Consider the following 20,084-nt stretch of genomic DNA (forward strand, 5'->3'; position numbering starts at 1 on the left):
CGCATGCGCGTGGCCTTGCGTTGTGACCTGACGCCGTCAGGCGACTTTCGTCGTCATGTGCCTGAACATGTTGCTGCGGGCCTCGTCGTCCATCTCCGCCTTGAAGGTGAACTTGTCCTTCAGCGCGATCGCGCGCGCCGCCGCGGGCCGCGCCGAGATCTCGTCCACCAGCCGCTTCACGTTCGGATATCGCGCGAAGGCGTCGTCGCCAAGCTTGAACGGCACCATCCGGGCCCAACCCCACAGCGCCATGTCGACGATCGAATAGCTGTCGCCGACCATGTAGCGACGGCCTTCGAGGTGACCGTCGAGAATCCTGTAATGGCGATCGGTCTCGAACTGGTAGCGGTTATGCGCGTAGTCGTGGTTCTGGTCTTTCGGCGCAAAGTGCTTGAAGTGCACGGCCTGACCCGAATACGGCCCAACGCCGGTGGCGACGAACATCAGCCATGACAGCATCTCGCCGCGAACATTGCCGGCGGGCAGGAATTTGCCGGTCTTCTCGGCAAGATACAGCAGGATGGCGTTGGAATCGAACACGATGGTGCCGTTGTCGTCGATCGCCGGCACCTTTCCGTTCGGATTGATCTTCAGATAGTCCGGCGTGAACTGCTCCCCCTTGCGGGTGTCGATCTTCACCGGCTCGAAGGGCAGGCCGGCCTCTTCGAGATAAAGCGCGACCTTGGTCGGGTTCGGCGAACCGTTGAAATAGAATTTGAGCATCGGGCATCTCCCCTGTGTTTGTTGGCTGAAAGTGGAGGCAGCAACATGTCCGCAAGCGGCCTTGTCTTGCCTGAACCTTATCGGGGAGGGCAACCGGCGAGTTTGCCGGGCGGTATCTGCGCGTCACGCAGATCAGCCGGCGTAACAAAGGCCGATCGCCGCCGTAATGACCATGGCCGCGCCCACGAGCTCCAGGCGCAGCCCGAGCCGGGTGGCGATATGCATGTCGGAGGCCCGCGCCGCGCGCTCCGATCCGCGCGCGTAGCCGTGAACGATGACGTCGTGATTGAAGCTGTCATGGGCCTCGTTGCTGCTGGCGAGCCCGACACAGACGACGAGCACGCCGAACAAGGCGAGGCCGAAAAATCCCAGCAGCGCGATCAGGAACATCGGAAACATGCCGACCAGGAAGATCGGCAGCAGCGGCACCAGCAGCAATGTCTCGGACTGTCGTCGCATGGCTCGACCGGTCAAGACGGGGCGTAGGCGGTCAATCTAGTCCCGCCGGCCGCTGTGTTCAACCAGTCTCGTCATTCCGGGGTCGCGCCAGGAGGCGCGTCTGAAATGACAGGGCGGCTACCCCGCCGCCATGCCGGCGCGAATCTCGGCGCGGAGCTCGTCGATCAGCTTGAGACCCTTCTTGGTCTCGATGTGCCAGAAGGTCCATCCGTTGCAGGCTTGCGCGCCTTGCGCCACCGCGCCCATGCGGTGGATGGAGCCGACCTTGTCGCCGAACATGATGGCCCCGTCGGCGCGGACCAGCGCGCCGAGCTTCTTCTTGGCGTCGAACAGCTTGGTGCCGGGCATGATCATGCCACGCTCGATCAATTCCGAGAACGCAACCCGCGGCGCCTCGCGCGCCGTCATGAACGGGGCGAGGCTTGCCTCCGGCAACGGCTCGACCGCGGCGATGCGCGCTTGTGCCGCTTTCGCATAGGTCTTGTCGCGCTCGAAGCCGATATAGGAGCGGCCGAGGCGCTTTGCGACCGCGCCGGTGGTGCCGGTGCCGTTGAAGGGATCGATCACGAGGTCGCCGGGTTTGGAGGACGACAGCAGCACGCGCGCGAGCAGGCCTTCCGGCTTCTGCGTCGGGTGCACTTTCTTGCCGTCGGCGCCCTTGAGGCGCTCCTCGCCGGTGCAGAGCGGGATCAGCCAGTCGGACCGTGCCTGCACGTCCTCGTTGGCGGCCTTCAAGGCTTCGTAGTTGAAGGTGTAGCCCTTGGCCTTTTCGTCGCGCGCGGCCCAGATCATGGTCTCGTGCGCGTTGGTGAAGCGGCGGCCGCGGAAATTCGGCATCGGATTGGTCTTGCGCCAGACGATGTCGTTCAGGAGCCAGAAGCCGAGGTCCTGCATGATCGCGCCGACGCGGAAGATGTTGTGATAGGAGCCGATCACCCAGATCGTCGCCGACGGCTTCATCGCGCGGCGGGCGGCAAGCAGCCAGGCGCGGGTGAAATCATCGTAGGCGGAGAACGAATCGAACTTGTCCCAATCGTCGTCGACCGCGTCGACATGGGATTCGTCGGGGCGCTTGAGATCGCCCTTGAGCTGAAGATTGTAGGGTGGATCGGCGAACACTAGGTCGACCGAACCAGCCTGAAGCTTCGACATCTCGGCGACGCAATCGCCAAGGACGATGCTGTGCGAAGGAGACTCAAAATTTGTGCGGGGCGCCCTTGCAGACGCCCCGCGACGCGACTCTACCATGACTCAAGAACTCTGACTCAGGCGACGCTGTCGGCGACGCGGGACCAAACAACCGACTGACCGTTACATTGAAGCGGCAAAGTAAAAATCGACTTAACCCGCCGCTTTCGTGAGCAGCCCTCACGTCGCACCTTGCACGCGGTTCGCTCCGCGCATTCTCCATGTTTTGCAGTGTATTTCGTGTTTCTTCGCGTTGCGGCTGTGATCGGAGCGCAAAAAGAATCGAAATTCCTCTCGGAAAAAATTGCTCGATGCCCGGAAAAAATTGCTGGCATTGCCATGCTGCCGCACTAGGCAATAATTGCCGAGCGGGATATTGATTAACGCAATGGAAATTTTAGGTATGTGGCGCGTTGAGCTTTCGCGCTCTTGCGCCGAGTTGAGCCAGGACCGAGGGAAGCCGCCATGCGCTACGATGATTTCCGCCGCAGCGACGACATCGAGGATCGTCGCGACGATGGTGGCGGCGGCGGTGGAGGAGGCGGGTTCGGCCTCCCCATGGGCGGCGGCGGGCTCGGGATCGGCACCATCATCGTGCTCGGCCTGGTCGGCTACGCCTTCGGCATCGATCCGCGCATCCTGATCGGCGGCGCCGAGATCCTCACCGGTGGCGGCCAGGCGCCGTCCTACCAGAGCGATCGCCAATCGTCCTCCAACGCCAAGCGCGGCGCGCCGACCGACGAGATGGGCAGCATGATCTCCGGCATCCTCGGCGAGATCGACGATCGCTGGAGCGAGATCTTCCAGGCCTCGGGCCAGTCCTTTACCGGTCCGAAAGTCGTGCTGTTCCGCAACGTCACCAATGGCGGGCGCTGCGGCCGGGCGGAGTCGGCGATGGGACCGTTCTATTGTCCGCCCGACAAGACGATCTTTCTCGACACCGGTTTCTTCCGCGAGGTCGAGACGCGTTTTCGCGGCTGCTCCGGCAAGTCCGCCTGTAACTTCACCACCGCCTACATCATCGCCCACGAGGCCGGCCATCACATCCAGAACCTGCTCGGCATCATTCCGCGCGTGACGCGGCTGCAGCAGCAGGCCGGCAGCAAGGCGGAATCGAATGCGCTCCAGGTGAAGGTCGAATTGCAGGCCGACTGCCTGTCCGGTGTCTGGGTCAATCGCGAGGCGAAGAAGCGGCCGAACTTCCTGGAGCCGGGCGACATCGACGCCGCACTCACCACGGCGAGCGCGATCGGCGACGACACGCTGCAGCGCCAGTCGACTGGCCGGGTCGTGCCGGATTCCTTCACCCACGGCTCGGCGGCGCAACGCAAACAGTGGTTCATGACCGGCTACCAGCAGGGCACCGTCCAGGCCTGCAACACGTTTGGTGGCGGACAGTAGGGGTTATCCGTCATCCTGAGGTGCTCGCCGATTGGCGAGCTTCGAAGGATGGCGAGCCCGTGGCGCATCCTTCGAGGCGCGCAAGTGCGCGCACCTCAGGATGACGTCAGTGGTCTGTGAAGAAGGTGTGTTGCAATGACCTCCATCGACGAAGCAAAACAGTTCGTCCCGCTCAACATCGCGGTGCTCACCGTGTCTGACACGCGCGCGCTGGCGGATGATAAATCCGGCCAGACGCTCGCCGACGGTCTCCTTGCGGCCGGCCATCATCTCGCCGCGCGCGAGATCGTCACCGACGACGTCGAGGCGATCCGCACCGTCATCCGCCGCTGGATTGCGGACGCGGGCGTCGACGTCGTCATCACCACCGGCGGCACCGGCTTCACGGGGCGCGACGTCACGCCGGAGGCGATCGAGCCCTTGTTCGAGAAGCGCATGGACGGTTTCTCGATCGCATTCCACATGCTGAGCCATGCCAAGATCGGCACGTCGACGATCCAGAGCCGCGCCACCGCCGGCGTCGCGGGCGCAACCTACATCTTCTGCCTCCCAGGTTCGCCCGGTGCCTGCCGCGACGGCTGGGACGGCATCCTCAAAGCCCAGCTCGACTACCGCACGCGGCCCTGCAATTTCGTCGAGATCATGCCACGGCTGGACGAGCACCTGCGCCGGCCGAAGGCCCAGGGCGCGACGGTGTGAGCGCTTGCTTCCCCTTCCCCCCTTGCGGGGGAAGGTGGCATAGGCGGCCTTGGGCCGCCGTTCTTAAAGAACGCCGAAGCGAAGCTTCGGCTATGGCGCCGGATGAGGGGTATCTATCGGCACGGAATGTGCCGAAGTCGACCCCTCACCCAAGTGAGCTTATGTCTAGCAGCGTCGCTGCCCTCTCCCGCAGGGGGCGAGGGCACATTCATGCGCATCTCGCCCGCTGTTGCAGCATCAGAGATCCCGCTCCCACGTTTCCCCAATCAGATCCTGCCCGAAGCTGTGATGCGGCTCGGTCTTCACGAGCTTGAAGCCTGCACTTTGATAGATGCCGCGTGCGGCGACCAGGATGCTCTGCGTCCACAGCGTCATCTTGCCGTAGCCCCTCTCGCGTGCGCCCTGGATGCATTGGTCGACCAGCGCGCGGCCGACACCGAATCCCCGCGCTTTCTTTTCCACCTGCAACAGGCGCAGCTTGGCGATCTCGTCCGTGGCCTTGACCAGAAAGATCGAGCCGACCGGCTCGCCGCCCACTTCCGCAATCCAGCAGTGCTCGCGCGCGGCGTCATAATTCTTGATGAACTGTGCGCAGATCTCGGCGACCAGGGCCTCGTAGCTGATATCCCAGTTGTAGTCGGCCGCATAGGCGGCGGCCTGCCGGGAGATGACCCAGCCCATGTCGCCAACGCGATGGCTGCGCAGCATGAAAGCCGCGGGCTGGCTTCGACGCTCCAGCACAGCCTCGATGGTCGCCATAGCCTGCGTGAGCCGCGTTGCATCGCTGGCCGAAAGCTGAGCCAGCATTGCGGCGACCTCATTTTGCGAGCCCAGGTTCAGCTTGGCAAAGGTCTGGCGCCCCTTGGCGGTGAGGCTGAGCTGGTATTGCCTGCGATCCACGGGCAGGGGCCTGCGGGTGATCAGGCCCTTTTCGTCGAAGCTTTGCACGATCCGGCTGAGATAGCCGGGATCGAGGCCAAGCTCGTTGCCGATCTCCTTTGCGGCAAGGTCATCCCGTTGCGCGAGCTCGTAGAGTACGCGGGCCTCGCTGAGCGAGAACGGGCTTTTTCCGAGGTGCTGGTCGAGCACGCCAAGCTTGCGGGTGTAGAAGCGGTTGAAGGCGCGGACCGCTGCGATGTGGTCGTCGGTAGGATTGAACGACATGGGTCACCTCGATATTTGCCATTGTCAAATACTTATTTGACTTTGGCAAGTATCGAGGTGCCTCAGCCGACCATGACGATCCGGCTGCGCAGCATGATCCGCGACGAGCGGCCGAGCCGCCGGAGCAGCCGCGCCTCGGAGCGGCGGGCTTGGGGCGGGTAGCCGCCGATGCGGTCGTAGTGATCACGCGCGATCAAAAGTCCCTGATCGCCGAAGGGACCGACGAGCTTGCGCATCAGGGCCCGGAGGATATCGCGGAAGCCGGCATCGGCGTAGGGCGAGCGGGCATAGCGGAAGACGGCCGCACGATCCCGGCCGCTGGTCGAGACCGACTGGATGAACTGGGTGGTTTCCTCGATCCACCCGGTTTCCAGAACGGCGCCCGCAGGGAGGAACATCAGCCAAGACGAACGGGCCTGGAGTGCGCCGGCGGCAAGCGCGGCGCCTTGCGTTGATCCCTCGAAGCCGATGAATCGGCAGCCCGCGACGTCGGCAACGCGCTCGATGACGCCATTGCGGGTGCCGTCGACCAGGAGCACTTCCCGGATGATGCCTGCGGCAGCACCGGGTACCAGCGCGGCCAGAGTTGCGACCGCCGTCTGCTCGACGCCTTCGGTCGGAATGATGACGCTCAGCATGATTGAAGCTTCACTGTCCACACTTCGGGAGAAGCGTAGCTCATTATGAGGGCGTCATAAAACATGTGGCGCTGCCGAGTGCAACTTTCCGGCCGCGCTTCGGTATACGATGGTAAACCGCTGCGGCTCTCTCATCCAAATATGTCGCGTACGGGGCCGCGATATTGCCAATGTGTCGCCCCAAGCCTGTCCTGTCCGTATTAGTCCGGAGATGAGCCGCAACATTGCGCGGCGCGCCGGCCGTTCGCAACCTTGCAAGAGGAGGATGCGATAGCGGACGAGCGCGAGAACGGGAAAACCGTGCAATGGTGCTGCTGAAGAGGCTTCGAATGAACGCCGATCAACTTGCTGTTAACTCGCCCGCAACATCTCCCAGGCCGGACGGCGCGCCGACCTTGCGGATCCGCGCCCTGATGCTGGGTGAACGCATCAATCCCTCCGGACTCGAAATGGGCGCGACAGTCTCCTCGACGCCGGCCGCCTTCCGCGTCCATGCCGGCCTTGCGGTCATCTTCCGCTACGGCGTCGTGGTGCTGATCGGTCTCCTCCCTTCGGAGGAGAAGGTGCTGATCGACAGCCTGAAGACCCGCGTGATCGGCGAGTTCAGCCCCTACGAGGAGGAGATCGCACATGCGCAACTCTGCAAGGACGAAAGCGCCGAGGCTATCCAGCCGGGCGGCCCGATCTGCCTCGCCAAATTCTCCGACGACCGGCTGCTGCTGATCGCGGACGCGCTGGCCAAGAGCACCTCGCTCGCACGTGACGAGCGCCGCGTCGCCGCGGTCTTCGACGTGATCGAGCCATTTGCGCGCAAGCTCGCCGAGCAGGGCCGCACGCCGCCCCGGCGCAAGGGCATCTTGCAACTGATCGGCAATGCGCTTCTCGTCCAGCAGCGCGTCGCCGGTCGTGTTGCGGTGGCCGAGAAACCCGACGTGCTCTGGGAGAAACCCGAACTCGACCGGCTCTATGCCCGCCTTGAAGACGAGTACGAACTGAAGGAGCGCCTGGACACGCTCGAGCGCAAGCTCACCGCCGTGTCCGCGACCGCCAACGCGCTCACCGACATCATCGATACCCAGCGCTCGCTCCGGCTCGAAATCGCGGTGGTGGTGCTGATCGTGATCGAGGTCGCGATCGGGTGTTTCCAGATTTGGTCGGGGACGCATTAGAATGCGCGGGCCACTGGATCAATTTACCCTGCAGTTGAGATGCTCGTGACTGCGCCCTCGCCCCTTGCGGGAGAGGGCAGCACCGCGAGGAGACACAAACTCACAGGGTGAGGGGTATGTCTCCGCATACTCACATGCATACGTGAGCGACGACAAAACCCCTCATCCGGCACTTCGCGCCACCTTCTCCCGCAAGGGGAGAAGGGAAGTAAGATTGCCATCGTGCTCAAATCGTTCGCAGCACCGCCGCACAATGTCGTGCGATCATCAGTTCCTCATTCGTTGGAATGACAAAGACATCGACTGCGCTATCGCCCCCGTTGATACGCTCGCGCGCCGCATCATTCGCCGCGGCATCGATGCGCACGCCGAGCCAGTCGAGACGCTCACCGATCGCGCTGCGGATTTCGCTGGCATGCTCGCCGATGCCGCCGGTGAAGACCAGGCAGTCCAGCCCGGCAAGCGTTGTCGCCATCGCCGCCACCTCCTGCGCGGCGCGGAAGGTGAAGAGCTCGACCGCCTCCCGCGCCGCAGCTTCGCTGCTTGCAAGCAGCGTGCGCATGTCCGAAGCGATGCGGGAGACGCCGAGCAGGCCGGATTCGTGATAGAGCAGGTGCTGGACATCTTCGACCGACATCTTCTCGTGCTGTTGCAGATAGAGCAGCACGCCCGGGTCGATCCTGCCGCAGCGCGTGCCCATCACCAGCCCGTCGAGCGGCGTCAGTCCCATCGTGGTGTCGATGCTGCGGCCGTCGCGCAAGCCGCACAGGCTCGCGCCGTTGCCGAGATGCGCGATCACAGTGCGCTTCGCCACGAGCTGCGGCGCGATTCGGGCGAGCCGTCCCGCGACATATTCGAACGAGAGGCCGTGAAATCCGTAGCGCCGGATGCCGCGCTCTTCATAACGTCGCGGAATGGCGAAGCGGCTGGCGGGCGGCGCAATGCCGTGATGGAAAGCGGTGTCGAAGCAGGCGAGCTGCGTCAGGTCGGGCCTTATCGCCGTGATAGTGCGGACCGGAGCCAGGCAGCGTGGCTGGTGCAGCGGCGCCAGCGGCGTCAACGCCTCCAGCTTTGCGGTGACATCCTCCGTCAGCTCGACCGGAGCGGAATAATCCGGACCGCCATGGACGACCCGATGGCCGACGGCGCGCAAGCGATGGTCGCCGAAGCGATCCTCGATCAAGCCGAGCACGTCGGCGAACAGATGATCGCTGGCCGCATCCGATGCTTCCCTCCGTTTCTCGAACAGGTCTTCGCCCGCGGGGCTCTTCACGACGAGCCGCGGCTTCGTCTCGTGCTCGTCGAGCAGGCCCTTGCAGAGCAGGGTGGGCTCGGCCGCCGAGATTTCGAACAGGCCGAATTTGATGCTCGACGATCCCGAGTTGAGAACGAGAACCATGTTCAACATGGCTGCTGTCAGTCGCCTGCCTCTGCCGGCGTGTTGCCGCCGGCGCTGTTCTGCCAGACCCATTCCTGGATTTCCGGCATGTCCTCGCCGTATTCGCGTACATAACGCGAATGCTCGATCAGCTTGTCACGGAATTGCTGCTTCACCTGCGCCGCCCTGGTCGCGAGCCCCTGCACGCGCTCGATCACCTCGATCGCGAGGTGATAGCGGTCGAGCTCGTTGAGCACGACCATGTCGAACGGCGTCGTCGTGGTGCCTTCCTCGGCAAAGCCGCGGACGTGCATGCCGGCGTGGTTGGTGCGGTTATAGGTCAGCCGGTGGATCAGATAGGGATAGCCGTGATAGGCGAAGATCACCGGCTTGTCGCGCGTGAACAGGCCGTCGAAGTCGCGGTCCGACAAGCCGTGCGGGTGCTGCTCCCTGGGTTGCAGCGTCATGAGGTCGACGATGTTGACGACGCGGATCTTGAGCTCGGGCAGCGCCTTGCGCAGCAGGTCGACGGCGGCGAGCGTTTCCAGTGTCGGCACGTCGCCGGCGCAGGCCATCACGACATCGGGCTCGCCATTCGCATCTTCCGTGCCGGCCCAGCTCCAGATGCCGATGCCGGCGTCGCAATGCGTGGCTGCCTCCTGCATCGACAGCCATTGCGGCGCCGGCTGCTTGCCGGCGACGATCACGTTGATGCGATTGTACGTCCGCAGGCAGTGGTCGGCGATCCACAGCAGCGTGTTGGCGTCTGGCGGGAAGTAGATGCGGACGATGTCCGCTTTCTTGTTGGCGACGAGATCAACGAAACCGGGATCCTGATGGCTGAAACCGTTGTGGTCCTGACGCCAGACATGCGACGTCAGCAGATAGTTGAGCGAGGCAATCGGGCGCCGCCACGGCAGATGCCGCGTCACCTTCAGCCATTTGGCGTGCTGGTTGAACATGGAATCCACGATGTGGATGAACGCCTCGTAGCAGGAGAAGAAGCCGTGCCGGCCCGTGAGCAGGTAGCCCTCCAGCCAGCCCTGGCAGAGGTGCTCGCTCAGGACTTCCATCACGCGTCCATCCTGGGCGAGGTGCACGTCGTAAGGTTCTGTCGGCTCCATCCAGACGCGTTCGGTGGCCTCGAACACCGCATCGAGCCGGTTTGACGCGGTCTCGTCCGGGCCCATGATGCGGAAGTTGCGGGCCCCGGCGTTGAGGCGGATGACGTCGCGCAGGAATTTGCCGAGCTCGCGGGTTGCCTCCGCCACGACGCCGCCCGGCTGAGGGACCTCGACGGCGAAGCTGCAGAAGTCCGGCAGCTTCAGCTCCTTCTTCAGAAGGCCGCCATTGGCGTGCGGATTGGCGCCCATGCGGCGATGGCCTTCGGGCGCGAGCGCCTGCAGCTCGGCAACGAGCGCGCCGTTCGCGTCGAACAGCCTTTCCGGCTCGTAGCTGCGCATCCAGTCTTCGAGAATCTTCAGATGCGCCGGGTTCTCGCGACAGTTCGCGACAGGTACCTGATGCGCACGCCAAAATCCCTCCACCTTCTTGCCGTCGACTTCCTTGGGGCCGGTCCAGCCCTTCGGGCTGCGCAGCACGATCATCGGCCAGCGCGGGCGTTCGACGCTCTTGCGGCCGTCGCGGGCGTGCTGCTGGATCGACCGGATGCTGACGAGCGCGACGTCGAGCGCGTCTGCCATGGTCCGGTGCATCAATTTGGGATCGTCGCCCTCGACGAACAGCGGCTCGTGGCCGAGCCCGCGGAAGAGATCGCGGATCTCGTCGTCGCGCATCCGCCCGAGCACGGTCGGATTGGCAATCTTGTATCCGTTGAGATGCAGGATCGGCAGCACCGCGCCGTCATGCGCGGGATTGAGGAACTTGTTGGAGTGCCAGGACGCCGCGAGCGGGCCGGTCTCGGCCTCGCCGTCGCCGACGACACAGGCGACGATCAGGTCGGGATTGTCGAAGGCCGCGCCATAGGCATGCACCAGCGCGTAACCGAGCTCGCCGCCTTCGTGGATCGAGCCCGGCGTTTCCGGCGCCGCGTGACTCGGGATGCCGCCGGGGAAGGAGAATTGCCTGAACAGCTTGCGCAAGCCCTCGGTATCGCGCGCGATATCGGGATAGATCTCGCTGTAGCTGCCTTCGAGATAGGTGTTGGCGACCATGCCGGGACCGCCGTGGCCGGGACCGCAGACATAGATCACGCTCAGGTCCAGCGCGCGGATGACGCGGTTGAGATGGGCATAAATGAAATTCAAACCGGGCGTCGTACCCCAATGGCCGAGCAAACGCGGCTTGATGTGCTCGGGCCGCAACGGCTCGCGCAGCAGCGGGTTGTCGAGAAGGTAGATCTGCCCGACGGAGAGATAGTTCGCGGCGCGCCAATAGCGATCGAGCAGATCGAGGTCGCTGCTCGCTGCGGCCAATTGTTGTTGATTTGTCATGTTCCTGCCGACCTTCACCCGGGATCGTCACCAACCGAGTTCCGGCGAGATCGATCCTCGGCAGCATCAAACGGGATCGCCGTGACGGCACTGTTGCGTGAGGTCAAAAGCGGGCGCGCGAAGTTTGGGCAGATCTACTGTGCATGGGGTTGTTTTCACGTTTTTTGTTTGCGTTCTTGATTTGTTCCTTTGGCGTGCTATCTTGTGTTCATGAGTCCAGCATCCTCTCATGCTCTCAAGCACCCGCCGGTCACGGCGCCCTCCGAGCCGGCGGGTGCGCCTTCTGACTTCCCTGAGCTGGCGGTCGCCATCGACCGCCAGCGCAGGCGAGGCCGGGGCGCGCAGTCCAACGCCAGCGGCCGGTTTGAGGCCGAGGCGCGCGTCACATTCGACGATGGCTGGCAGAGCCTTGAAGAACTGCCTCCGTTCAAGACCACGGTCGGGATCGACACCTCGCGCAAGGTGATCACCCGCAACGAATCTCCCGACATCGGCTTCGATCGCTCGATCAATCCCTACCGCGGCTGCGAGCACGGCTGCGTCTATTGCTTCGCGCGGCCGACGCATGCCTATCTCGGCCTGTCACCGGGGCTCGACTTCGAGTCGAAGCTGTTCGTGAAGCCCGAGGCGCCGGCGCTGCTCGAGAAAGAGCTTGCGGCGCCGGGCTACGAGCCGCGGATGATCGCGATCGGCACCAACACCGATCCCTATCAGCCGATCGAGCGCGAGCGCAAAATCATGCGCGGCATTCTGGAGGTGCTGGAGCGCGCCGGCCATCCCGTCGGGATCGTCACCAAGTCGGCGCTGGTGACCCGCGATATCGACATTCTTGCGCGCATGGCCAAGCGCAATCTCGCCAAGGTCGGGATCTCCGTGACCTCGCTCGATCCGAAACTGGCGCGCACCATGGAGCCGCGGGCGTCCACTCCGTCGAAGCGGCTGGAGGCGCTGAAGCAGCTTTCCGAGGCCGGCATTCCGACCACCGTCATGGTCGCGCCCGTCATCCCCGCGCTGAACGATTCCGAGATCGAGCGCATCCTGGATGCCGCCGCCCATGCCGGCGCCAAGGAGGCCTCCTATGTATTGCTGCGATTGCCGCTCGAGGTGCGCGATCTCTTTCGGGAATGGCTGATGGCGAACTATCCGGACCGCTATCGTCACGTCTTCACGCTGATCCGCGACATGCGCGGCGGCCGTGACTACGACCCGAAATGGGGCGAGCGCATGAAGGGCACCGGCCCGATGGCCTGGACCATCGGACGCCGCTTCGAGATCGCCTGCGACAGGCTCGGGCTGAACAAGCGGCGCTCCAAGCTGACGACGGATCATTTTGCCAAGCCAAAGCGGAACGGCGATCAGCTCAGCCTGTTCTGAGGGACGAAGTGAGAGAGGCGTCGCATGAGTCAGGAACTGCCGGCTCCAATCCCGCGACTTACCGTCATCACGCTGGGCGTGAACGACATCCGCACCAGTATTGCCTTTTACGACGCGCTTGGTTTCTCGCGCCGGCTCAAGGTGACCGGCGAGGCCGTGGCGTTCTATGACACCGGCGGTCCGGTGCTCGCGCTGTTTCCCTGGGATCAGCTCGCGGTCGACGCCAAATTGCCTGATCATCCGAGGCCATCGACGTTTGGCGGCATGACGCTCGCTTGGAACTGTCGCGCGCGTGAGGAGGTGGATGCGGTGCTGGCGTTCGCCGTCGCCAAGGGAGCCGCGCTGCTGAAGGCCGCGCATGAGACCGACTACGGCGGCTATTCCGGCTATTTCGCCGATCCTGACGGCCATCCCTGGGAAGTCGTGGTCGCGCCCGGCATTGAAGTCGGCGAGGACCGGCGGGTGCATCTGGCGGAATAGGGCAGCTGACTTGAATAACGGGAATTGTCCGAGGTTCCCGGTTGCGCAGGCCATGCCGCTTGCGCACGATCCCGGCCATGATTCGGGATCAATCCGCCAAGAAGCCGGCCAAAGGCGCGCCCAAGAAGGCTGCGCCCAAGAACGGGAAGGCTGCGCCTAAGAACGGGAGGGCTGCGCCCAATAAAATCGTCAAGGCGCTGGCCGGCGCCAAGGGCGCCATCATGGTCGCCCCGAGCTTCCGTCGCGAGCGCGCGCTGATCAAGCGCGGCGTCTGGCCGGTGGCGGGCTGCGATGAGGCCGGCCGCGGGCCGCTGGCCGGTCCTGTGGTGGCGGCGGCGGTGATTCTCGATCCCGACCGCATCCCGCGCGGCATCGACGATTCCAAGCGACTGACGGCCGAGGAGCGCGAAAGGCTGTTCGACAAGATCTGCGCCACCGCCCAGGTCTCGGTGGCCGTCGCCTCGCGCGCCCGCATCGACCGCGACAACATCCTGCGCGCCTCGCTATGGGCGCTGAAGCGCGCCGTGGTGGCGCTGCCCGAGCAGCCCCGGCACGTCTTCGTCGACGGCCGCGACCGGCTCGACACGGCATGCGATTGCGAGGCCGTGATCGGCGGCGACGGCATCGTCCTGTCGATCGCAGCGGCCTCGATCGTTGCCAAGGTAACGCGGGACCGCCTGATGTGCGCGCTGGCTCAGGACTGTCCCGGCTACGGTTTCGAGCAGCACAAGGGCTACGCCGTTCCCGAGCATCTCGAGGCGCTCAACCGCCTCGGCCCCACCGTCCACCACCGCAGCTTTTTCGCTCCCGTCGCTGCCGCCCGTGCCAAGCACATGCCCTGGACGGTCGAGCCGGCACAGGACCTGTTTGCAGTGACCGAGATCGAGCTGCAGGTGGACACGAGCCTGGAAGTCGACGCGTCGGCAAATCTCTAGACGAGACTCGGTTGCCACGACGCGCCGCGCCCTCTATCAAAATAGTCGTGAGCGAATAGGGCCGGCTGCACGGGTTGGCTGCATCTTTCGGACGTTGCATGCGGTTTACCTCCCTGGTCATCGAGCTCATTCGCGCGCGGCCGCGGCTGATCGTCTGGATCGCCGTGCTGCTCCAGGCGGCGATGTGGCTGTTCGTGGCGCTGGTGTTTTATCGCAGCCCGCCCGGCAGCCTCGCGACGCTGCTGGCCTTCGGCCGCGAATACCAGGTCGGGACCGATCTCGGCCCGCCCTTGCCGGTCTGGCTCGCCGACATCGCCTATCGCGCCGCCGGCGGTCACGTGTTCGGCGTCTACGTGCTGGCCGAGCTCTGCGGGATCGCGACGCTGATCACGCTCTATCACCTGTCCCGCGCGGTGGTCGGCCCCCAGCAGGCAGTGCTGGCCGTGCTGCTGACCATGACACTGCTGGCCTTCTCCTCGCCCGCACTCGACTTCGGCCCCCTAGTGCTGGCGCGGCCGCTCTGGGCGCTGCTGCTGCTGCATTCCTGGCAGATCATCGGGCAGCGCCGCGGCAACGCCTGGTTCGCCTGGTCGATCGAGGCCGGCCTCTTGCTGCTGACGACCCCGGCTGCGATCTTCCTGCTGCTGCTGATCGTCGTCTTCGCGCTCGCAACCGCGGACGGCCGCCGCACGTTGCGCGCATTCGACCCGCTGTTTGCGCTGGTGGTCGTCGCCGTGCTGGCGTTGCCCTATGCCGTCTGGCTGATGCGCGCAGAGGTGCTCGTCCTGCCGGCCTTGCCTGAGGTGGCCCAGCTCAATGCCCGCGCGCTGCACGCGGCCTGGCTGCTCGGGGGGCTCCTGTTCGGTGCGGCGGCGATCCCGGCGCTGACCGTCCTCAACACCGGCCTGTTCGTTCCCAAGAGCGAGGAGGCGCCGATCATCTACCGCCCGCCGGTCGAGCCGCTCGCGCGCAATTTCGTCTATTTCTTCGCGCTGGCGCCGGCGCTCGGCGCGGTGCTGATCTCGGGTCTGCTGGGCCTCGACGCCGTCGTCGGCGGCGCCGGCGTCGTGCTGGTGTTGTCGGGACTTGCCGTGGTCGTGGGGGCCGGCGATCTCATCGCGATGCGCCGCGCGAGGATGCTGCGGATGGTCTGGGCGGCCGCCGTCATCGCGCCCGCAATCGGCGTCGTGCTCGCCGTCCTGCTCCTACCGTGGACCGGTGCCAATGAGATCGCGACGTCGATGCCGGCGCGCGCGATTTCGGACTTCTTCGACGAGAGCTTTGCCCGCCGCACCAATCATCGCCTGCGCGCGGTCGCCGGCGAGACCCAGCTTGCGAGCTTGATCACGCTGCATTCCGGCCGGCCGCATCTCTTCATCGATGCCGAGCCTGCGCGTACGCCGTGGATCAATCAGGCCAAGTTCAGCGAGACCGGCGGCGTCGTGGTCTGGCGCGCCTCCGATACCGCCGGCACCCCGCCGCCAGACATTCTCGCGCGCTTTCCCGGCATCGTCCCGGAAGTTCCGCGCGCCTTCGAATGGCTGGTGACTGGACGCCAGCAACTCCTGCGTATCGGCTGGGCCATCGTGCGGCCGAAGGGGACGTAGTCCTTCTTTCCATCGTCATTGCGAGGAGCGAAGCGACGAAGCAATCCAGAGTCCCTCCGCGGCAAGATTCTGGATTGCTTCGCTGCGCTAGGAAGAAACGGTTAGGTGTTTGGCGTCAGGCTGCCTCCGCCGTGGGCTGGAGTTGGACAGTGAAGCCGAGCTTCTTGAGGCGCGCGACGAGGCGGTTTGCTTGGACCTCCATGGGCCGGCGATCGAAGTAGGCGGCACCGAGATCGCGGTGCTCGGTGCCGTCTTTGAGTATGTGGTAGATAGCGGTGAGGATCGAAGCGGCGACAGCACAGATGGCTTTTTGCGGCCCGCGCTTGGCCTGCAATCGGAAGAACTGAGTTCGGTAATAGCTGTTTTTGCTACGCTTGGCGGCCCAAGCACATTGGACGAGCATGGTCTTGAGCCACGGTGCCCCCTTGCGCAGGCGCGAGGATTTGCGCTTGCCGGCGCTCTCGTTTTGCCCGGGGCACAGGCCGGTCCAGGCGACGAGATGGCCAGCAGTCCGGAAGCGGCTCATGTCAGCGCCGATCTCGGACAAAATTGCCGGCGCTGCGACCGCGCTGACGCCGGGGACCGTGGTCAGCAACCCGATCAGGTGGCGAAAGGGGATCTTGCGACCGTCCGCCTCCGCTTCCATACGTTCGATCCGCTCGGCGATTTCGGCATCAAGCCGGCGAATCGTCTCATCCAGAACATCCCATTGCTGCAGATGAAGCGCGAGTAGAAAGCGATGGTGATCCGTCAGGCGGCCGTGCAACGCATCGTAAAGCTCCTTCGGCGACGCCTTGATCTGCTTGCCGGCAAGCTCGGCCAGCTTGTTCGGCTGCCGCTCGCCGTTGATCATCGCCTGGATGATCCGCCGGCCGCTCGCGCCCATGATGTCGGAGATGACCGAGCCGAGCTTGATGTTGGCTTCTGCCAGCGTCTTGTCGATCCGCTGAACGTGCCGCGTCTGTTCGCGCACCAGTTGCTTGCGTGTTCGCGTCAGGGCACGCAGCTCCTGCACCCGCTCTTCCGGAATGAAGCTGCCCTTGATCAGCCCGCAGGCCAACAGGTCGGCGATCCACATCGCATCGTTCATGTCGGTCTTGCGTCCCGGAACATTCTTGATGTGCGCCGCATTGGCGACGATCAGTTCAAAAGCGCCTTCGCCCAGAATCCGGAACACCGGCATCCAGTAGACGCCCGTCGCCTCCATCGCCACATGCGTGCACCGGCTTTCCTCCAGCCATCGTCGCAGCTCTGCAAGCTGCTCAGTCGTGGCCGCAAAGGTCCGGCACTCTCGCTGCGCCTTCCCCTCGACCATGATCCGCAGGCAGGCCACAACTGTGTCCTTATGCACATCCAGGCCCGCCACCCGCTCGTACAGAATATCCATGCTCCTCTCCTCAACAGTTCGCGCCGGCGGCATAGGGCGCCTGTCAAAAAAGAATGCTAGGAAGCGTGCTCTAGGGCCATACTGCCCCTCCGCGCCAGTGTGGGTCATCCAGGCAACCCGGGTCCAACTCGCAACCGGGCTCTCACGCACCAGTGAGCAATCGACCTCTTTGCCGACGGCACCTCAGTTTACCGCTCTTGCCAACCCGCGAAAAGTTTCATCCAGCGCGCGTCAGACCCTCAAGACTGGTCCCAACTCGCAATGACGGGGAGAGGCCGTACGGCTCCTCACGCGCCTGCCAGCACCTTCGCGATCGCGCGCAGATCCTGCCAGGCCAGCCGCTTGTACGACGGCGAGCGCAGCAGATAGGCGGGGTGGAAGGTCGGCAGCGCGCGGATGGTGCGCCCGCCCGTCTCGTAGTCGAACCAGCGGCCGCGGGTACGCATGATACCTTCGCGGGTCGACAGCAGCGTCTGCGTGGAGGGATTGCCGAGCGTCACCAGCACATCCGGATTCACCAGCTCGATCTGGCGCTGGATGAAGGGCAGGCAGATTTGCGTCTCCTGCGGCGTCGGCGTGCGGTTGCCGGGCGGCCGCCAGGGGATCACGTTGGCGATGTAGGCGGTGGTGCGGTTGAGGCCTATGGCTCCCATCATCAAATCGAGCAGCTTGCCGCTGCGCCCGACGAAGGGCAGCCCCTCGATGTCCTCGTCGCGGCCCGGTGCCTCGCCGACGAACATGATGCGCGCCTGCGGATTACCGTCGGCGAAAACCAACCGTGTCGCCGTGTGCTTCAGCGCGCAGCCCTCAAAGCTCTGCATCAACTCGCGCAGCGCCTCGAGCGTCGGCGCGGTGCGTGCGGCCTCGCGCGCCGAGGCGATTGCGACGTCGGGCGCCGGTGCCGCCTCGCCGCGCAACACCGCGGGCGCGGCGGCCGGCCGTGGGGCCTCGACGGGAGGCGGCGCGCGCGGGGCCGGAGGTGGAACATCCAATTCCGCCAGGCGGTCGATCGGTTCCTCCGCGAGCGTGCAATCGACTCCGGCCTCCAGATAGAAGGCGAGAAGCTCTCGGACGGTGGGTGCGGGTTCTGGGATCATCGGAAAGTCCGACTATTAGTCCAGTTTGGGGTGCCTTGCACCCCGGCGAAACGCATTTCCGAGGTTGTCCTACCCGGAAAAATCGGAAACAAGAGGGCGCAATCGACCAAGGACCGTCTCAAGGGCTGAGATCAGATGAGCACCGAAGAACTTCCCCCGCGCGAATCCATGGAATTCGACGTCGTCATCGTCGGCGCCGGTCCCTCGGGCCTGGCTGCGGCGATCCGGCTGAAGCAGATCAATGCCGATCTCAATGTCGTCGTGGTGGAGAAGGGCTCCGAAGTCGGTGCGCATATTCTCTCCGGCGCCGTGATCGACCCGGCCGGGCTCGACAAGCTGATCCCGGACTGGCGCGAGGATTCCGATTGTCCGCTCAAGACGCAGGTCAAGGACGACCGCTTCTTCTGGTTCACCGAGACCAGCGCGATCAAGCTGCCGAACTTCATCATGCCGCCGCTGATGGACAACCATCACTGCTATATCGGCTCGCTCGGCAATGTCTGCCGCTGGCTGGCGCGCAAAGCGGAAGCGCTAGGCGTCGAGATCTATCCCGGCTTTGCAGCGGCCGAAGTGCTCTATGACGACAATGGCGCAGTGCGCGGTATCGCCACCGGCGACATGGGGATCGGCCGGGACGGCAAGCCGAAGGACTCCTTTACCCGTGGCATGGAATTGCTCGGCAAGTACACGCTGTTCGCCGAAGGTGCGCGCGGCAGCCTGACCAAGCAGCTGATCTCGAAATACGCGCTCGACACCAAAAGTGAGCCGCCGAAATTTGGCATCGGGCTGAAGGAAGTCTGGCAGATCGATCCGGCCAAGCATCAGAAGGGCCTCGTGCAGCACGCCGTTGGCTGGCCCTTGAACAACAACACCGGCGGCGGCCTGTTCTTCTACCATTATGACGAGAACCTGGTGTCGATCGGTTTCGTCGTTCATCTCAACTACAACGACCCCTATTTGTCGCCATTCGACGAATTCCAGCGCGTCAAGAACCATCCGGCGGTCCGCGCGACGCTTGAAGGCGGCAAGCGGCTGGCTTACGGCGCGCGCGCCATCACCGAAGGCGGGTACCAGTCGGTGCCGCGGCTGAGCTTCCCGGGCGGTGCGCTGATCGGCTGCGCGGCCGGCTTCGTCAACGTGCCCCGGATCAAGGGCGTGCACAATGCCATGGGCACCGGCATGCTCGCGGCAGAACATGTTAACGCAGCTCTCGCTGCGGGCCGCGCCAATGATGAGCTGGTCGAATACGAGAACGCTTGGCGCGATTCCGTCGTCGGTAAGGACCTCTATCCTGTCCGCAACGCCAAGCCGTTGTTGTCGAAGTTCGGCACCTTCATCGGCGCCGGGCTCGGCATCTTCGACATGTGGTGCAACACGCTGTTCGGCGGCTCGCTGTTTGGCACCCAGTCGCACGCGAAGCCCGATCGCGCGACGCTCGATCCGGCCAAGACCCACGCGCCGAGGACCTACCCGAAGCCGGACGGCAAGATTTCCTTCGACAAGCTCTCGTCGGTGTTCCTGTCCAATACCAATCATGAGGAGGACCAGCCGGTCCATCTCAAGGTCACGGACATGAACCTCCAGAAGAGCTCCGAGCATGACGTGTTCGCCGGTCCCTCGAATCGCTATTGCCCGGCCGGCGTCTATGAGTGGATCGAGGAAGGTTCGGGCCCGCGCTTCCAGATCAATGCCCAGAACTGCGTTCACTGCAAAACCTGCGACGTGAAGGACCCCAACGGCAATATCACCTGGGTTCCCCCGGAGGGCGGCGGCGGTCCGAACTACGAGGCGATGTAGGCTGGGGTCAGTAAGCCACGATCCATGTGACCAAGGCCCAATGTGACCAAAGTTGCGTGATCTTCGCCCTGTGACGCACGTTCGCGTGAGAACCCGGCCGCCTTCGCGGGTCGTGGTCACGATAAGGCCATACTG

General features: G+C 64.4%; 17 protein-coding genes. 8 read left to right on the plus strand and 9 right to left on the minus strand.

Translation table 11 applies throughout. The features are described 5' to 3' along the window. Positions 1 to 36: 36 nt before the first annotated feature. The 3 genes from BRA471DRAFT_RS11065 to BRA471DRAFT_RS11075 form a co-directional block, all read right to left on the minus strand. A complete protein-coding gene (locus tag BRA471DRAFT_RS11065; RefSeq protein WP_007607102.1) occupies positions 37 to 723 on the minus strand; it encodes a glutathione S-transferase family protein in 687 nt (228 codons plus the stop codon). Between the two features lie 132 nt (positions 724 to 855). Beyond that, positions 856 to 1,182 carry a hypothetical protein gene (locus BRA471DRAFT_RS11070; protein WP_007607104.1) on the minus strand — a complete coding sequence of 109 codons (327 nt, stop codon included), beginning with the start codon at positions 1,180 to 1,182 and terminating at the stop codon, positions 856 to 858. 117 nt (positions 1,183 to 1,299) lie between these two features. Beyond that, positions 1,300 to 2,430, minus strand: coding sequence for a site-specific DNA-methyltransferase (locus tag BRA471DRAFT_RS11075; RefSeq protein ID WP_007607106.1), 1,131 nt, complete (start codon positions 2,428 to 2,430; stop codon positions 1,300 to 1,302). Positions 2,431 to 2,835: 405 nt separating this feature from the next. Between BRA471DRAFT_RS11075 and BRA471DRAFT_RS11080 the strand changes: the two genes are divergently transcribed. Further along, on the plus strand, positions 2,836 to 3,771 hold the full coding sequence (locus BRA471DRAFT_RS11080; RefSeq protein ID WP_007607108.1) for a neutral zinc metallopeptidase: 936 nt from the start codon (positions 2,836 to 2,838) through the stop codon (positions 3,769 to 3,771). A gap of 135 nt (positions 3,772 to 3,906) precedes the next feature. Further along, entirely contained in the window at positions 3,907 to 4,470 is a 564-nt protein-coding gene (moaB, locus tag BRA471DRAFT_RS11085) for a molybdenum cofactor biosynthesis protein B (RefSeq protein WP_007607110.1), read from the plus strand. 237 nt (positions 4,471 to 4,707) lie between these two features. Here the strand turns inward: moaB and BRA471DRAFT_RS11090 are convergent, their stop codons facing one another. Together BRA471DRAFT_RS11090 and BRA471DRAFT_RS11095 are read right to left on the minus strand one after the other, a co-directional pair. Beyond that, a complete protein-coding gene (locus BRA471DRAFT_RS11090; protein ID WP_007607111.1) occupies positions 4,708 to 5,634 on the minus strand; it encodes a helix-turn-helix domain-containing GNAT family N-acetyltransferase in 927 nt (308 codons plus the stop codon). A gap of 62 nt (positions 5,635 to 5,696) precedes the next feature. Next, positions 5,697 to 6,272 carry a hypothetical protein gene (locus BRA471DRAFT_RS11095; protein ID WP_007607113.1) on the minus strand — a complete coding sequence of 192 codons (576 nt, stop codon included), beginning with the start codon at positions 6,270 to 6,272 and terminating at the stop codon, positions 5,697 to 5,699. A 329-nt stretch (positions 6,273 to 6,601) separates the two neighbouring features. On the opposite strand from BRA471DRAFT_RS11095, the gene BRA471DRAFT_RS11100 reads away from it, so the two are divergent. After that, entirely contained in the window at positions 6,602 to 7,441 is an 840-nt protein-coding gene (locus BRA471DRAFT_RS11100) for an RMD1 family protein (RefSeq protein ID WP_035973851.1), read from the plus strand. Between the two features lie 226 nt (positions 7,442 to 7,667). Here BRA471DRAFT_RS11100 and BRA471DRAFT_RS11105 read toward each other — a convergent pair whose 3' ends face one another. Further along, the gene (locus BRA471DRAFT_RS11105) at positions 7,668 to 8,849 is read right to left on the minus strand and encodes an acetate/propionate family kinase (protein WP_035973852.1); all 1,182 of its coding nucleotides are present in this window, start codon (positions 8,847 to 8,849) and stop codon (positions 7,668 to 7,670) included. Between the two features lie 8 nt (positions 8,850 to 8,857). Continuing rightward, entirely contained in the window at positions 8,858 to 11,272 is a 2,415-nt protein-coding gene (locus BRA471DRAFT_RS11110) for a phosphoketolase (RefSeq protein ID WP_007607118.1), read from the minus strand. A gap of 210 nt (positions 11,273 to 11,482) precedes the next feature. On the opposite strand from BRA471DRAFT_RS11110, the gene BRA471DRAFT_RS11115 reads away from it, so the two are divergent. The 4 genes from BRA471DRAFT_RS11115 (at position 11,483) to BRA471DRAFT_RS11130 (ending at position 15,668) form a co-directional block, all read left to right on the plus strand. Then, positions 11,483 to 12,646, plus strand: a complete 1,164-nt coding sequence (locus tag BRA471DRAFT_RS11115; protein WP_007607120.1) for a PA0069 family radical SAM protein — start codon at positions 11,483 to 11,485, stop codon at positions 12,644 to 12,646. A gap of 24 nt (positions 12,647 to 12,670) precedes the next feature. Next, positions 12,671 to 13,126 (plus strand): VOC family protein, encoded by a 456-nt coding sequence (locus tag BRA471DRAFT_RS11120; RefSeq protein WP_007607134.1) that lies wholly within the window; start codon positions 12,671 to 12,673, stop codon positions 13,124 to 13,126. A 77-nt stretch (positions 13,127 to 13,203) separates the two neighbouring features. After that, the gene (locus BRA471DRAFT_RS11125; protein ID WP_035974874.1) at positions 13,204 to 14,061 is read left to right on the plus strand and encodes a ribonuclease HII; all 858 of its coding nucleotides are present in this window, start codon (positions 13,204 to 13,206) and stop codon (positions 14,059 to 14,061) included. Positions 14,062 to 14,159: 98 nt separating this feature from the next. Then, complete coding sequence (locus tag BRA471DRAFT_RS11130; protein ID WP_007607138.1) at positions 14,160 to 15,668, plus strand: glycosyltransferase family 39 protein; 1,509 nt, start codon at positions 14,160 to 14,162, stop codon at positions 15,666 to 15,668. 115 nt (positions 15,669 to 15,783) lie between these two features. Here the strand turns inward: BRA471DRAFT_RS11130 and BRA471DRAFT_RS11135 are convergent, their stop codons facing one another. Continuing rightward, positions 15,784 to 17,055 carry an IS110 family transposase gene (locus BRA471DRAFT_RS11135; protein WP_007604171.1) on the minus strand — a complete coding sequence of 424 codons (1,272 nt, stop codon included), beginning with the start codon at positions 17,053 to 17,055 and terminating at the stop codon, positions 15,784 to 15,786. A 287-nt stretch (positions 17,056 to 17,342) separates the two neighbouring features. After that, positions 17,343 to 18,152, minus strand: a complete 810-nt coding sequence (locus tag BRA471DRAFT_RS11140) for a uracil-DNA glycosylase family protein (protein ID WP_007607140.1) — start codon at positions 18,150 to 18,152, stop codon at positions 17,343 to 17,345. A gap of 135 nt (positions 18,153 to 18,287) precedes the next feature. On the opposite strand from BRA471DRAFT_RS11140, the gene BRA471DRAFT_RS11145 reads away from it, so the two are divergent. Continuing rightward, on the plus strand, positions 18,288 to 19,949 hold the full coding sequence (locus BRA471DRAFT_RS11145; RefSeq protein ID WP_007607142.1) for an electron transfer flavoprotein-ubiquinone oxidoreductase: 1,662 nt from the start codon (positions 18,288 to 18,290) through the stop codon (positions 19,947 to 19,949). Positions 19,950 to 20,084 lie beyond the last annotated feature (135 nt).

It is taken from the genome of Bradyrhizobium sp. WSM471 (assembly GCF_000244915.1).
GTDB lineage: Bacteria > Pseudomonadota > Alphaproteobacteria > Rhizobiales > Xanthobacteraceae > Bradyrhizobium.